Consider the following 14,896-nt stretch of genomic DNA (forward strand, 5'->3'; position numbering starts at 1 on the left):
GAGAGCGGCCTTGTAGCGAGAGTCCTTATGTGGCGAATCGCCTCAACGGAAAGGGTGAGTTGCCACAAGAGTCATCGCAAAAGCCGTGTGGCGCGCTATACTATACTCGTGCCGTTACCAGCTTTTTTGGTGGGCTCTCATTCGGCGCGCTTGATTGGAGTCGGCGCGCTCTTCGGAGTGGCGTTCGTCGCGGCCATTCTTGCGTTCGTTGCGCTTGGGCATGGCCCGGCGTCAATCTGGACGCTTGATGCGTTCTCCCCAATGCTTCGGCTCGAGTTCGGCGTCGTCATCTTTGCCGCACCGTTTATGGCGTTGCTCGCCCTGGTTGCGATTCCGGTCGGCATATGGAGTTTGCACCGCGGCCGCGCTATCGATGTTATGTTCATCGCGGCTTTCGCGGCTGCGATGCTGTTGGTCTTGCTTGCGCGGAGCGTTACGGCATTCTTCCTTGCATGGGAAGCGATGTCGATCGTCTCCGCATTCTTGGTTGCGGCGCACCACGAGAGGCGCGACGTGCGCCGCGCAACTTTGACGTACATTATCGTCGCACAAAGCGGTGCGCTGTGCATTCTCGTTGCGCTTGTTCTGCTCGCAATCAATGCGGGAACCGCGTCGTTCGCTGGAATCGCTGCCGGAGCGCCGATCTTACCTGCCGGTATTCGCGACGCCGTGTTCGCGTTCGCACTCATCGGCTTCGGTTCGAAGGCGGGTTTGATGCCACTACATTTTTGGTTGCCGCGCGCACATCCCGTCGCACCTCCCAATGCATCGGCGATGCTTTCGGGCGTGATGCTAAAGATTGCGATTTATGGTCTCGCACTTGTAATGCTCGAGCTGGCCGCGCCCGCGACCACGGGTTGGGGAATTGCGATTATGCTCATCGGAGCGGCCAGCGCCGTTGGTGGCGTGCTCTATGCGCTCGTCGATCACGACTTGAAACGCTTGCTCGCGTATCATTCTGTCGAAAACATCGGGATCATCGCCATAGGGCTCGGCGTGGCGTTGACGATGCAAGCGACCGGAGCGTATGCGCTGGCAGCACTTGCTCTGATGGCCGCTCTTTTTCACACGATCAATCACGGCTTGTTCAAGAGCTTGCTATTCCTCGGCGCGGGTACGGTAGCCGATAGTGCTGGAACCGTCGACCTCGAACGGCTCGGCGGTTTGTGGGCGGATCTCGTGTGGACGGCGCCGCTCTTCTTGATCGGCTGCGCGGCGATCAGCGCCTTGCCGCCATTCAACGGTTTTGTCTCCGAGTGGATGACCTTTCAGAGTTTGATTGCCGGGATCACGAACGCAGGACTTGCGGTCAAACTCGCATTGATTGCGACGATCGCCGCGCTCGCGCTCACGAGCGGTCTAGCCGCAGCGTGTTTCGTAAAAGTTTTCGGGGTCGCGTTCTTGGGACGCGCGCGAGAAGCGCGAACGGCACCTCGCGAGCGATTCGATCCAAGTGCGGCGGCGCTGGCGCTCCTTGCAATAGGTTGCGTGACGCTCGGCATCGTCCCCATGCTCGCGATTGTCCCCCTTGCGCATGTGGCGCAATCGCTCTTCGGAACCTCGCCGCTCGCGCTCCCAACAGGACCGGCACTGCCGGCATTCTTGATCGTTCTCCCAGCTCTCGGTGCGTTCGCCGCCTACGCCCTCGCGCGTCGCCGCGGCATTCGCGCAGTAGCGACGTGGACGTGCGGGTCACCCGTGACAGTTTCCGCGCAATATTCCGCAACCGGCTTCAGCAAGCCGCTGCGCACGATCTTCGCGTTCTTTCTCGCCCCCGAGCGTCGCCGCGTCGTCGAAGTCGGATTTTCATCGTGGTTTCCGCGGCGGATCACTTACCGTACGACAAGCCGCTATCTTATAGATGAAGTCGCGCGGCGCTTCTCCGCTGCGCTGCTCTTGAATGCGCGGCGAATGCGGTTGGTGCAAAGCGGAAGTCTCCAGCTTTATCTGATGTACGCAATCCTAACGATGGCCCTGACCCTTGTGGTGACGCGATGACGAGCGTTGCACAAGTGCTGGCGATTGCCGCCCTGGCTCCGTTGTTGCAAGGATGCATGAGGTCGCTTCGCGCGCGCTTGTCGGGAAGGCCGGGACCGTCGCCGCTCCAAGCATATCGCGACCTTGCAAAGCTATGGCGTAAGGAAGCGCTTTTGCCGGATAGCGTTTCCGTGCTTGCGCTGATCGCTCCAGGTGTTGCTCTCGGCGTCGCTGCGACATTTGCCGCGGCGATCCCACTCGCGAACACGTTTGCAAGCAATATCGTTGACGTCGTGGCTCTCGCGATGCTCCTTACGCTCGGTCGTTTCGTAACGGCGCTCGTGGCGCTCGATACGCGCAGCGGATTTGCCGGAATGGCTGCCAGCCGCGAGATGACGTTTGCGAGCCTAGCCGAGCCGGCGCTCTTGATCGCGCTTTTGGGCGGCGCTGCGATCGGAAATGGAACCGCACTTCGATCGCTCGTCGGCGTTCCGTTTGGAATCGCAGGACTGCTCGCAATCGCAGCGTTTTTTCTCGTGCTTCTGTCGGAGACCGCGCGCGTTCCGATCGACAATCAAGAGACGCACTATGAGTTGACGATGATCCACGAGGGTCTGGTTCTCGAATATGGCGGCTGGCAATTGGCGCTGATGAGTCTCGCCGCGCAAATCCGTCAGCTCTGCTTCTTGCTGCTGGCCTCCTTCTTGTTGCCGGGCTCTGATTGGCAAGCGCATCTTGTGTGGGTGGCTGGGCTCGCAATAGCGATCACAGTTGTGGAAACAGCCCTCGCGAAAGTCAGGCTTTTCGAAATACCGCAGCTGATGACGAGCGCCTTGATCCTGGCGCTTGCAAGCATTTGCCTGCGTATCGGGGTGTTGCCGTCATGACCTTGGAGTTGGGGCTCTTGGTGGCAGGAGCAGCACTAATCTTGAGTTCGCGCACGCTGCTTACCGCAGTAGCGTACCTCGCGATCGCCGCGATCGCGACGGCATCAATTCTTCCCGCAACAGCCGGCTCGCGACTTGCCCTCGCGCTATTGATTGGATCGGCATTTTTGAAGCTGGTCGTCGCGCCGGTCGGCATCTACCTCTTCATACGCGCAAATCCCGCGACGCGCGATCTTCGGCCATCGCTACTGCTTCCAATCCGCCTCGTCCTTGTGGTCGTGATCGCTATCGCCGCTCGGGTCGTCGCTGGATTTGTCGCTTTCAAGGACGTCGCTGTGGTCGACATAGCCGCTTTCGTCATTCTGTGCGCGCTCGGCATGCTCGTCGTCCAGCGGAATCTTATCGCGCACATCATTGGGCTCTTAGCATTCAGCGCCGGTATCACACTCGCAGGGTCGACGATCGCTCCCGACTTGCCGGTGGCGGTCGAGCTCGGTGCATCGTTCGATGCGCTCGTCGTGACCTTCATCGGGCTCGCGATCGTTCGCGCGTTCCTCGCGCACAATCCACTGCTCGACGTTGCATCACTGCGGAGGTTGCGCGGGTGATCGTGGGCGTCATCGTGGCACCGGTTGCTGCAGCGATTCTCGCGATGCCGTTCCGGCCGTTGCAGATTCGTCGATACGTACGTTTGACGCTCGTGACGATCGCTGCACTGCTTCCGCTCTCACTCATCGGCAGCGTCAATGGGCTTTCGCTGCTCTTCGTCGGCATCGTGTCGGTACTCAGCTACTGTGCAACCGTGTTCTCGACGGGAATGTACTCGTTCGACTGGGGCGTCGGCGACGTAGTCTGGTCGCGCAAATCGGTGTACTTTCTCTTGTTGGGCGCGTTCTGGAGTGCAATGTTGCTCGTGGTTCTGTCTACGAACTTCGGTGTGATGTGGCTCGGCGTCTCGATGACGACCCTCGCGACGGCGTTCCTCGTCGGCTTTAGCGGAGAGCGCGAGGCTCTTGAAGCCGCGTGGAAATACCTGGTCTTATGCAGCGTCGGCCTCGGCTTTGCGCTGCTCGGAATTCTAATGCTCGCGCGGCTCGCCAAGACGCTTGATTGGTCCGATTTTGGAACGCATCCGTCAACGCCCCTCGCACGGATCGCCGTCGGCTTGCTGATCCTGGGCTTCGCTACCAAAGCGGGTCTCGTGCCGATGCACGCGTGGCTGCCCGACGCGCATTCGAAGGCGCCAGCGCCAATTAGTGCGCTGCTTTCGGGCGTGCTCGTATCATGCTCGCTGTACGCGATCATGCGCGTCACGAACGTCGCATTCGCGTACGGCGAAAGCGCCTTACTGCAGCATATGCTCCTCGCGCTCGGTGCCGCGTCGGCGGTCGTGGCCGGTGCATTGATGCTCGTACAGTACGATCTCAAGCGCATGCTCGCATATTCGACGATCGAACACGCCGGACTGGTGGCGCTGGCAATAGGCTTTGGTGGTCCGCTTGGATTCTTCGCCGCGCTTTTCCATATCGTGAATCATGCGGCCGCAAAGTCGGCGGCATTTCTTTCTGCCGGGATGGTGCAGCGGGAGCGGGAAACAACCGCGTTGCGTCACTTACATGGGCTGTGGGAGAGTGGTCCCGCCGGACGTACCCTGCTTGGAGCTTTGATGGCGCTATGCGGCTTGCCGCCATTTGGTCTCTTTGTTAGTGAGCTCTTGCTGATCGGGGCCGGCATAAGTGCGCATCAGTGGCTGCCGCTCGCTGTGGGATTGCTTGGAATGACGCTCGCATTCGTCGCGCTCGCGCGAACGGCGATTGAGATCGAGGCCGGACGAGACCACAACAAAAGGCCCCAGGGGGCGACGATTCCGAGGCTTTCGATCGGCGCAACCACATGTGTACTTGCGGGTGCGCTCGTGCTCGCAATCTCGCCGTGGACTCCGGCCGGCGATCTCTTTCAATCCGTCGTCCAGAGCATCGCACGCTTCTGATGGTAAACTCGCGTGTGTCCAACTCCAAGGAAGCATTCCACGCGGATATCATTCGTGAATCCTCACACAGCATTCCGATTGGCGCGTATGCGACCCCTGATGCAGGCCACTATGTGTTTTTGGATCGCACCTCCCCGTACGAGCTGCGCTACGAATTCAACTGGATGGGACGGAGCTTACGTTCCGTCTCCGCGATATTGCCGCTGTTCGCATGGGACGAGCGAGAAATGGCGCAGGAACAGGCAGTCGAGTTTGACGGGCTTCCGGACGCTCGACCGCTACGGGGCGAAGCCGGCATAATGCCGTCACCGATCATCGCGCACGGCGAGGGGCTCATGCACCTGGTCGTCGGCCCCGTACATGCCGGCATCATCGAACCGGGACGTTTCACGTTTAGCTCGGGCGGCGAAACCGTGGTCTATCTCGATGCGCAGCTCGGCTACGCGCATCGCGGTGTCGAGCGTCACCTCGAAGGACTAGACCCGATTCATGCAGCGCATCTGATCGCACGCATTTGCGGCGGATGCAGTGCGGCGCGTTCGTACGCCTATGCGCTCGCGCTCGAACAGCTTTCAGGCGTGACCTGTTCTGTTGAGATCGATCTCGTGCGGATCATATTTGCGGAATTGGAGCGGATTTATAATCACCTTGGAGATCTCGCCGCGTGCGCGTCGGCAGCCGGATGGAATCCCGGATTCACGCATGCGATGGGTCTCAAAGAACGTGCTATGCGCCTGTGCGCTGCAGCCGGCGGTCACCGTTTGCTCTTCGATGCGATCGTACCCGGAGGCGTCCGTATCGCGCAACTGGATATCGCCGACCACGTCGAGACACTGAGGCGCGATGTAGAATCCTACCTGGCTACACTCTTCGGGAACGGATCGGTATTGTCGCGCTGGAGTGGCGCGGGCGTCCTTTCGCACGAAACGGCAAGCGTCTTCGGTGCGGTCGGTCCTGCGTATCGTGCGTCGGGTGGAGAGCTCGACATGCGCACGTTTACGACCTACGGAGCATACCGCATGCTCGCGCCGCGAACGGCACGCGCCTACGCCGGTGATGCGCTCGCGCGCTGCGAGGTCAAGCGCGACGAGCTTCGTGAATCGCTTCGTCTCCTTGCTGCGGCGTTGCGCCTCCTCAACGGAGTCCCGGTCAGGTCACAACAGATGCACGTACGGGTGCGACCCGGGAGCGCAATAGGCGTTGTCGAGGGGCCGCGCGGACGCGAGTTAGTCGCTGTCCAAATCGGACGCGACGGAAAACTCAAGCGCGTCCACATCATTGCGGCTTCGTATCGAAATTGGCCCCTTGTTACGCGCGCAATGGACGGGAACATCGTCCCAGATTTTCCGCTCGTTAACAAGAGCTTCAACCTGTGCTACGCGTGTGCGGATCGATGAGCGCGTTTCGTAGGTCGCTTGGGATTCGCCACCTGGTGTGCGGAAGCTGCAATGGCTGCGAGCACGAGATGAATGCGCTTTCGAATTCGTTCTACGACATGACTGCCGACGGATGGGATATCGTGGCTTCACCGCGGCACGCGGACGTCGTAACGGTAACCGGCCCGATCACCGACGCGATGCGCTCGGCGGCGCACGCAACGATCGAGGGAACTCCGTTACCACGAATCGTCGTCGCAATCGGAGATTGTGCCGCAAACGAAGGCCCCTGGAAAGACGCGCCGGCAAGCGGTAGGGGCGCGGTCGAAGAACTCGGAGCACAAGTGATTGTCAAAGGTTGTCCGCCGAGTCCCGATCAGATCAAAATTGGGCTGCGTGAGGCCGCAGATCTGCTCGAGTCGGACCACTGATTCACGTAAACGATGCCGTCAAATAAGTCGCAAACCGAACGTAGCAGTCAACCGAAGTCGTTTGATGCGAGAGCCATCCAACGCATTCTTCCGCACCGGTTTCCGATGCTGCTCCTGGATCGCATCCAGGTATTATCGCTAACCGAAGCGAGCGGTTACAAGAACATCTCGGCGAATGAACCGTGGTTCTCGGAAACAGTTGGTAGCTTTCCCGAAACACTACTGATTGAGGCGATGGCGCAACTCGGTGGACTACTCGCTGTCGGTCCCGCGAACTATCTGAGTCGGATGGCGTATCTTTCCGGAATTGTCACTGCGCGTTTTACAGGAAAGGCAATCCCTGGCGATCTTCTGGAGCTGATTGCGATGGTGGTCAACTTGCGACGAACCGCGGCGGTTGTCACCGTTACGGCGCAGGTTCGAGCGGAGACTATTTGTTTTGCCAAATTGACGTACGCTATGTTTGACATTGTGCCCGATCGATCGACGCCTTCTTCGGTTAAGCCGATGACCAAATCGAAAGTCTCCTCGAAGTAGGAGGATCCCGGCCCTTCGCGTGCGGTCCCAAGTCCTAGGCGACAGCTGTGGCGCTTTAGACGGCGATTAGGCACTGATTGGCGGCCACGAATTATCGCGAAAGTTGCTGGACGGCGCCGACTCTAACATGAAGAAAGGAAAATGCCTGTCAGAAAGGAAAATCCTTACCAATGATCACGAGCAAGCTCACGAGCAAGGCGCAGACAACAATTCCGCAACCTGTCCGCGCCGCATTGCGCGTTGCAAGCGGCGACGAACTGGCCTACACGATCGATGGCAACCGCGTCATTCTAACCAAGGCGGCGCACCAGAACCTCGCCGATAATCCGTTCGCGACATTCGGCGAATGGGCGTCCGACAACGACCGTCGAGCCTATGGCGACCTCTGACTCTGCGCCGTGGAGCATCGTTCGCGTTCCGTTTCCGTACACCGATCGGCCAGTGCGGCAGCACCGCCCGGCTCTTGTGATCGCGTCGACAGGCGCACACGCCCTACTTTGGGTGCTAATGATCACCAGCGCTGAGAACCGCGGCTGGTCCGAAGACGTGCTCATTTCAGATCACAAACGCGCAGGACTTCCCGTTCCCTCGCTCGTGCGGTGCGCGAAGATTGCAACGATCGATGCACAGGATGCAGAGCGTATCGGAATGCTCCCGAATGCTGACCGGAGAAAAGTCGCGCGCATCGTGCAACGCATCCTTGCACCGCAACTCGCGTAGGAATTGCGCGAGATCTCACGCCATTCGCATAAACGGCGAGCACGTAGAAGTTGACATCGCAGTCCGCGGCCCCACGCCATGTTGTCGCGGTCCTCTTCCGGTCCGGGTCTGCGAATGAAGGGGATCAGTATACAATCGCTGCTGCCGAGATGATGATCCGACGCCCGAGAAACCGATGAAGCACCCGACGACAAAGCCGGCGAAAGTGTAACGTGGATCCATCAGCTCGCCACCGCTGCGCCGGCGAGTGCCTCACGTCCAAGGCGATGGCAAAAATCGCCGAAGCTCTCCTCGCCCTCGCCTTCTTGCTGCCAACGCCGTAAGAGCGGCGCGACGGTCGACGCAAGTTCATTCAGGCGAACGCCTGTCGCGAATATCCAGTTTAGACGCGTATTTGCCCAATCGCCACCGAGGAAGATGTCGTAAAGGTCTTTCGAGCGTCCGACGAAACCGACATCGCCCATGTACGGGCGAGCGCAACCGTTCGGGCATCCCGTCATGCGAATACTGAGCGGCCGATCGTCGAGACCAAGTTGTTCGAGTTCGGCGTCGATCTCAGCAACGACATCGGGGAGCACGCGCTCGGCATCGGTCAGCGCCAAGCCGCAGGTCGGTAGTGCGGGGCACGCCATGGCGTGCCGGTGCGTTCCGAGCTTTTGCGGATCGACGGCGACGCGACACGATTCGAAGAGCCGCGTCACTTCAGGTACATCGGAGACGTGAATATCGGTCAGCAAGATATTCTGCTGTGCCGTGAGGTGCACCCCGGGCTGGAAGCGGTCGATGGCGGTGCGAAGTGCTTTCCGCAATGTCGACGTTTCGTCGTCTTTGATGCGGCCGTTCTCGACGAATAGACCGAAGCACCAACGCCCGTTTGGCTGCGGCTGCCAGCCAAGGTGATCGTCGACATTGTCTAAACGAACGGGTCGCGGGGCGCGTAGCGGTAGGTCGCTTCGACGTTGCACTTCCGTACGGAACCACGCGATGCCGCGTTCCTCAACGACGTATTTGAGACGCGCGTGCTTACGGTTGTTGCGATCGCCCCAGTCCCGATACGTCGTGACAATGGCCTCGACGATCTTGAGCACGTCGTCCGGGACGGCAAAGCAGAGCGGCGTACCGAGCCGAGGATAGGTCGCCGCTTTGCCATGCGTCATGCCCATGCCGCCGCCAACGAGTATCGTGAAGCCGACGAGACGTTCAGCCTCGACATTTGCGACCAGGCCGATGTCTTGCGTGTAGACGTCGACGCAGTTGTCATTTGGGCGCGCAATGCCGATCTTGAATTTGCGCGGTAGATACGTCGAGCCGTAAATCGGTTCGACGTCAGGCGCCGCTTGCTCGACGCGTTCACCGTCGACCCAGATCTCGCGGTATCCGCGCGTTGTAGGGGTTAGGTGGCGCGCGATTGCCTGCGCGACGCCCACGATCGCCTCATCGGCTTCCGTCCGGATGGGCGCTGGGCATGTCATGACGTTGCGATTCACGTCCCCGCAGGCTGCAAGCGTCGTCAGATCGGCGGAATTGATCTCCGCGATCGCACTGCGCAAGTCTCCCTTGAGGACGCCATGATGCTGAAATCCCTGCCGCGTCGTAATGCGAAGTGTGCCATTTCCGTACTTGTCCGCGAGTGCGTCTTCGGCCAAGTATTGCGCCGCGGACAACACACCGCCGGGCACCCGCGTGCGGATCATGAACTGATACGCTTTGCCCGTACCCTCGTCGCGACGCGCTCGGCGCTGGTCGCGATCCTCTTGCTGATAGCTTCCATGAAACTTGAGGAGCTGCGCGTCGGCCTCCGGAAGGTTAGGGCTATCGCTGAGGAGTTGCTCTGCGATCGTGCCGCGCAAGAATGCGCTGCCGGCCTTGACCGATTCGACTTTGCTGCCGGCACCGGAGCCGAGGTCGAGCAGATGATCACTCATGGATCAGCTGCGTATGGTGCACGACATCGAGCGAGACGATGCCGGACGGGCCACCGAAGGAACACGTAAGCGCGATACGATTGTGGAACTTGGCAACAGCCAAGCTGAGGACGTGCCTCGTTGTGTCAACGAGCGCTTCCATGACTATCTCTCCTAGTGCGATGGGAAGAGAAAATGAAGAGCCCCCGCCGAATCGGCGAGGGCTCTACGCAGCCATGAAAGGCACGCGTGTGTGTCCTCTACGCCGATCCCCGCAGGGGCGAGATACAACACATCATCATGATCGCGTGCGCGCTAAACATCGCGGTGACCGTAACACGAGACAGTAGCGTAGTCAAGTAGCCTTCGATGTAATATCAGGGCCAAATACAGATGTCCCCTTTCTGACCGGATAGAAATGTCCCCGACCTGGTTGCGAAGGCCGCTCTATGAGGAGCGACTTAACGACCATGAGCCAGCGCGAGATTACGCGGCTGCAAGCGATGCAACGGCTTGAGAGCGGTCATCTGAAGCAACACGACGTCGCTGTGCAACTTGGACTCACGACACGTCAGGTCAAGCGACTTTGGCGCGCATACCGACGCGAAGACGCAGACGGACTCGTCTCCAAAAGACGCGGCAAACCCGGCAACCATCGCACCAATCCGGCGTTGTTGCAGCAAGCTCTCTAGCTGATCGCGACACGGTATCCGGACTTCGGGCCGACGCTGGCCTCAGAGAAATTGGCCGAACGCGACGGCATTACGATCCCCAAGGAAACGCTGCGCACGGCAATGATCACGGCAAGACTCTGGAAGCCGCGCCGCTCGAAGCGCAAAGCGACGCATCCACCACGCGAGCGGCGGCCCTGCTTTGGTGAACTCGTCCAGATCGACGGCTCCCATCACCGCTGGTTCGAAGATCGCGCGCCGAAATGCACGCTCTTGGTCTTCGTCGACGACGCGACGCACGAATCCGAACGGCGCTCACATCTGTCTCAGGATCACGCGACTAGTGGATTTCCGGGGTTCGGTATCGCTTCATACTTTAGTAGCGGACCGGCGAGACAGATTAACGAATTTAACCTGGAGACATGCCAACGACGGTTTCGTCACCAATTTCCTGTCGCGAGCTCATTGGGCGCGATACGGAATTGCGTGCGCTGCAGGCCGCGTTTGGAGGCGTGCTCGCTGGCGCGGGTTGCTCCGTCGTCGTGAGCGGCGAAGCCGGCATTGGGAAGACGCGTCTCGTCAATGCATTCCGTGAAGCCGTCCTGGAGCACGATCCCGCCGTCTACGTTGGTCAATGCTACGACAGTGTCAGCGGTGCGTACGTTCCGTTTGATGATCTCCTCGAGGATCTCCGCAAGCGCCCCGCTCGCGCCGAGACGTCGACCAGTGCCGAGCGACCCGGCGGGGATAGCAAGATCCGCTATTTTCGAACAGTCGCGGATGCGCTTCGGAAGAGAAGCGCACGTCGTCCGGTTATTTTGATAATCGAAGACATTCAGTGGGCTGATCGCGCGACTGTGGAACTGTTTGCATATCTCGCGAACAATCTGCGTCAAGCGCCGGTCATGCTGCTTACGACGATGCGGCAGGATGCGTTCGACTCGCGTGACGTTCTCGCGATTTTGGCTGGACTGCACCGTGCCGGCGCAATCGAAATCGATCTGGCAGGATTAGAGCGCGAAAAGACCCGCGAGCTGATCCATCGGGCCCTTCAAGGTCATCGTATGCCGTCGGTCGAGCTGCGGCGTCAAATTGAAGAGATGTCCGAAGGGAATCCGCTTTACGCCGAAGAGATGTTGCGCTCCGCGGTCGATCGACTCGACGATCCCGAGGCACCGGTACGGATTCCGCTAACAATCTCTGCCGTCGTCGCGCAACGATTGCGCGCATTCGAGGAAGCGGAAATCGAAATGTTGCGGTTTGCGGCCGTCATCGGTCGACGCTTCAACGCGATCTTTCTCTCAAAGGTGACAGGCGCTGCCTACAGCGACGTTCTCGGCATCCTCCAAAAGGCGCGCGCGCATCAACTCATCGAGGAGCTTCCGGGGCAACCGGTCCCCTACGTATTCCGCCATACGCTGATCCGCGAAGCACTGTACGCGCAACTGCTAACACCTGTAGCACACGGCATGCACGACCGTGTTGCAAGCGTTCTCGAGGCCGAAGGTGAGGGAAGTGCAGCTGAGCTGGCTCACCATTGGGATAAAGCCGGAAGAGACGACAAGGCGGTCGTCTACCACGAGCGTGCCGGCGATTCGGCGGTTGACCTCGTTGCGTGTCATGACGCCGCGGGCTTCTATCGTAAGGCCCTCGCGGCGCATCCCCAGGGCACGAGTCGAGCTCGCCTCTACGAAAAGCTCGGACTCGCTCTCAGTATTGAAGGGTCATTTGACGAGGCTGGACTCTGCCTCAACGCAGCTGCCAACGAGTACCGCAACCTCGGCGATTTTGACGCAGTGGCAAATGTGCTCTTGCACATCGCCCGCCAACGTTGGGAAGAATCAAACACGACGGAAAGCTTGCATGCCTCGCAAGAAGCAGCCACGCTTCCTCTGGGTTCGAATTCTGAAAGAATTCTTGCTCGCGCTCGAATCACGCATGCTCGCTTTTTGATCACGCTTGCGGACGCAACCGCCGCAGCCGAGACGTTAAAGCTCGCTTCGGGGAGTTTGGAAGACCTCGACGCGCCGTGGCAGGCACAATATTACGAGGTGCTCGGAGAGACACTCGCCGCTCTCGACGATGTCGAAGGTTTCCTATCGGCCTTTGAGGAGGCGACACGGCTCGCCAACGAAGCCGGCAACGTCGACGGTCTCGTACGGATCGAAAACGCCTACGCTCTCAGCGCTGTCGATTTGGGATTAACTGATACGGCAGTCGCTGCCCATCGACGAGCACTTTCCGCTTCCGGTCACGCGAATCTGATTTGGCGTGATGCTTATACGCGTCTCGGGGCCGCGGGGACGTCCTTTTTGTGTGGTGACCTTCAACGATCGCGCGACTTGATTCGAGGCGCGCTTGGTCAAGGGCTCGAGAGTTCGACGCTTCGGACGCGCGCAGCGGCAGTCGGATTGCGCGTTGCTGTTCTCCTCGACGACAAGGAACTTATTCGGGATCTCAGCGATGTTCGTGCCGTCGAGGAAGCGTTTCGGTCGGGTGAACCGCAGCGTATCGGAAGCGTCGCGGCAGCATTCAGCCTGTTGTATCGGGAGCAGGGAAAAATCGACGAGGCCACTGATCTTTTGCGAAAAGCACTGAGTCGGATCGATCGGCTTCATCGGTGTTGGGACTTTGCTCTCGAAGTCGCAGCATTCGGAGACATTGCTGACGCGGACGCCTTAATGAGGCTCATTAATGGGCGTCGATCCGAGGCAAATAAAGCCGCGGCGGCCTTCCAAAACATCTGCGCGGCCTACATTGAGAAGCGAAAGGGTCAAGCGGCTTTGTCGATGACCCTCGCGAAGGCGGCGGCCGAAGGATTTAAGCATTTGCGCTGGCCGACGTACGAAGCGCTTGCACACGAGCTCGCCGGCGAACCTGAAGAAGCGCTCGCGCTCAATCTCACGATTGGAAGCTTGAAGTCAGCGCGGCGGCAAGAGAAAGCGCTGATGGCGAGCCGTGAAGGTGAGCACGTTGCGCTTACGGCGCGCCAGGCGCAGGTCGCCGAACTCGTTGCCGAGGGATGCACGAATCGCGAGATCGGCAAACGCCTATTCATTAGCGAGCATACTGTTGAGAACCACCTCGCCGTGATGTACGAGCGCCTTGGCGTACGATCGCGTTCGCAACTGGCAGCCTATTTCAGCCGAACAGGTCAGTCCGAAGCTAAGACTTCGTAGTTTCCAACTGCGGCTCCCGAAGCGTTTCGTATCGGACCAAGGAACGGTTCGATCGCCCGGCTTGTGCGTTCGTCGCAGGCACCGAGCCACTCGAGGATCGAGCGAATCGCAACGGGTAAGGCGCGTGGCGAGCCGTCGTGCACCTTCACGGCAATTCCGCAATGCTTTGACATGACGGTCGCGCTGTAGAAGGCTTCGGCGCCCGACTTTGAGAGGATGTCAGGGCTGGCGCGCATGAGGGCGGTATCGAAGGATCCGCCGCCGCCGACGTACTCAGGATGTTCCGTCATTGCATGCGTAACTGTTTCAATCGCTTCGGCATCTTCCGATCGAAATGCGCTTGGATGCGAGAAGAGTGCGAAGGCACGGGCTGTGTCGCGCAGCGAGAATGCGAGGGTCGGAAGCCCACAACCATCAACCCCCTTTGGCGCGGCATCGACGTCTAGGCGAAAGATCCGCTGAATAATTCGATCGAGTGCTGCGTGGATTGGGTGCGAGGATTCTATGTAGGGTACTTCGTCGGGAAACGTTGACGCAAAACAGGCGAGAGCCGCGTGCTGCCCGGAGCAATTGTTATGTATTGGAAGAAAGCTGCTTCCCGCTCGAATGATTCGATGAGCTGCTGCTTCGTCTTTCGGAGCCGTCGCTCCGCACAGTAGCGCGCTTTCGCTTAGGCCATTTCGCGCAAGTAGTCCCTCAATGCACTCAAGGTGAAGCGCCTGACCCCAGTGCGATCCGCTTGCGATCGCGATCTCTTGAGAGGTCAAGCCGGCCGTTTTTGTTGCGCCTGCCCGAATGAGTGCTGTTGCAATAAGCGGCTTCGCTGCAGACCGAAGGAAAACAGGGGATTCGATCTCTCCCTGGTGTTTGAGTACGACACCCGTCGCGTCGACAATACAAAACGAGACGAGGTGAACGGACTCCACGCTCCCGCCACGTGTCACTCGAACGCGCAGGGGGTTTGTAGATCGTATTCCGTCCGTGCTCGTGGGGATGGTGTCCAGTGTCAAGAATCTCCAGAGGCGGCCCACACCCGGCCATTTGTCGAAATTGAATACGATTCTGCGTCATCATCGCGCCAAATGCACCCCTGGAAATCCACTAGTGACTATAGACGCTCTTCACAATAGTGGGAACTCAGGGTAGTAATCTCCCTTAGGCGGATGATAGCGTTTGGTTAGCGTCGGCTTTATGTCGGCTTAACCGCCCATGCGTGCAGCGTAT

15 protein-coding genes are annotated in these 14,896 nt (G+C 59.5%); 11 read left to right on the forward strand and 4 right to left on the reverse strand.

Annotated elements, in window-relative coordinates:
- The first annotated feature begins 150 nt into the window (after positions 1 to 150).
- The 9 genes from VGG22_16705 to VGG22_16745 all read left to right on the forward strand — a co-directional run bounded on the left by VGG22_16705 (position 151) and on the right by VGG22_16745 (position 7,918).
- Entirely contained in the window at positions 151 to 1,998 is a 1,848-nt protein-coding gene (locus VGG22_16705; GenBank protein HEY1730011.1) for a proton-conducting transporter membrane subunit, read from the forward strand.
- Positions 1,995 to 2,864 (forward strand): NADH-quinone oxidoreductase subunit H, encoded by an 870-nt coding sequence (locus VGG22_16710; protein HEY1730012.1) that lies wholly within the window; start codon positions 1,995 to 1,997, stop codon positions 2,862 to 2,864. The genes VGG22_16705 and VGG22_16710 overlap by 4 nt, the downstream gene beginning before the upstream one ends.
- Positions 2,865 to 2,905: 41 nt before the next feature.
- The gene (locus VGG22_16715) at positions 2,906 to 3,472 is read left to right on the forward strand and encodes a hypothetical protein (GenBank protein HEY1730013.1); all 567 of its coding nucleotides are present in this window, start codon (positions 2,906 to 2,908) and stop codon (positions 3,470 to 3,472) included.
- Entirely contained in the window at positions 3,469 to 4,854 is a 1,386-nt protein-coding gene (locus tag VGG22_16720) for a proton-conducting transporter membrane subunit (protein ID HEY1730014.1), read from the forward strand. The genes VGG22_16715 and VGG22_16720 overlap by 4 nt, the downstream gene beginning before the upstream one ends.
- A gap of 14 nt (positions 4,855 to 4,868) precedes the next feature.
- A complete protein-coding gene (locus tag VGG22_16725; protein HEY1730015.1) occupies positions 4,869 to 6,251 on the forward strand; it encodes a hypothetical protein in 1,383 nt (460 codons plus the stop codon).
- Entirely contained in the window at positions 6,248 to 6,661 is a 414-nt protein-coding gene (locus VGG22_16730; protein HEY1730016.1) for a hypothetical protein, read from the forward strand. The genes VGG22_16725 and VGG22_16730 overlap by 4 nt, the downstream gene beginning before the upstream one ends.
- Positions 6,662 to 6,673: 12 nt before the next feature.
- On the forward strand, positions 6,674 to 7,198 hold the full coding sequence (locus VGG22_16735; protein ID HEY1730017.1) for a hypothetical protein: 525 nt from the start codon (positions 6,674 to 6,676) through the stop codon (positions 7,196 to 7,198).
- 170 nt (positions 7,199 to 7,368) lie between these two features.
- On the forward strand, positions 7,369 to 7,587 hold the full coding sequence (locus VGG22_16740; protein HEY1730018.1) for a type II toxin-antitoxin system PrlF family antitoxin: 219 nt from the start codon (positions 7,369 to 7,371) through the stop codon (positions 7,585 to 7,587).
- Positions 7,574 to 7,918 carry a type II toxin-antitoxin system PemK/MazF family toxin gene (locus tag VGG22_16745; protein HEY1730019.1) on the forward strand — a complete coding sequence of 115 codons (345 nt, stop codon included), beginning with the start codon at positions 7,574 to 7,576 and terminating at the stop codon, positions 7,916 to 7,918. Before VGG22_16740 ends, VGG22_16745 begins: the two co-directional genes overlap by 14 nt.
- A 221-nt stretch (positions 7,919 to 8,139) precedes the next feature.
- On the opposite strand, the gene VGG22_16750 is transcribed toward VGG22_16745, so the two are convergent.
- Positions 8,140 to 9,843, reverse strand: a complete 1,704-nt coding sequence (locus tag VGG22_16750) for an NADPH-dependent assimilatory sulfite reductase hemoprotein subunit (GenBank protein ID HEY1730020.1) — start codon at positions 9,841 to 9,843, stop codon at positions 8,140 to 8,142.
- The gene (locus VGG22_16755) at positions 9,836 to 9,985 is read right to left on the reverse strand and encodes a hypothetical protein (protein HEY1730021.1); all 150 of its coding nucleotides are present in this window, start codon (positions 9,983 to 9,985) and stop codon (positions 9,836 to 9,838) included. The genes VGG22_16750 and VGG22_16755 overlap by 8 nt, the downstream gene beginning before the upstream one ends.
- Positions 9,986 to 10,271: 286 nt before the next feature.
- Here VGG22_16755 and VGG22_16760 point away from each other — a divergent pair, with 286 nt between their 5' ends.
- Positions 10,272 to 10,514, forward strand: a complete 243-nt coding sequence (locus VGG22_16760) for a helix-turn-helix domain-containing protein (GenBank protein HEY1730022.1) — start codon at positions 10,272 to 10,274, stop codon at positions 10,512 to 10,514.
- A 42-nt stretch (positions 10,515 to 10,556) separates the two neighbouring features.
- Here VGG22_16760 and VGG22_16765 read toward each other — a convergent pair whose 3' ends face one another.
- On the reverse strand, positions 10,557 to 10,793 hold the full coding sequence (locus VGG22_16765) for a hypothetical protein (GenBank protein HEY1730023.1): 237 nt from the start codon (positions 10,791 to 10,793) through the stop codon (positions 10,557 to 10,559).
- Positions 10,794 to 10,915: 122 nt separating this feature from the next.
- On the opposite strand from VGG22_16765, the gene VGG22_16770 reads away from it, so the two are divergent.
- Positions 10,916 to 13,672 (forward strand): AAA family ATPase, encoded by a 2,757-nt coding sequence (locus VGG22_16770; protein HEY1730024.1) that lies wholly within the window; start codon positions 10,916 to 10,918, stop codon positions 13,670 to 13,672.
- On the opposite strand, the gene VGG22_16775 is transcribed toward VGG22_16770, so the two are convergent.
- The gene (locus VGG22_16775) at positions 13,648 to 14,703 is read right to left on the reverse strand and encodes an asparaginase (GenBank protein ID HEY1730025.1); all 1,056 of its coding nucleotides are present in this window, start codon (positions 14,701 to 14,703) and stop codon (positions 13,648 to 13,650) included. The genes VGG22_16770 and VGG22_16775 overlap by 25 nt on opposite strands.
- Positions 14,704 to 14,896: the final 193 nt, after the last annotated feature.

Source organism: Candidatus Baltobacteraceae bacterium, from assembly GCA_036489885.1.
In the GTDB taxonomy this organism is placed as follows: domain Bacteria; phylum Vulcanimicrobiota; class Vulcanimicrobiia; order Vulcanimicrobiales; family Vulcanimicrobiaceae; genus JAFAMS01.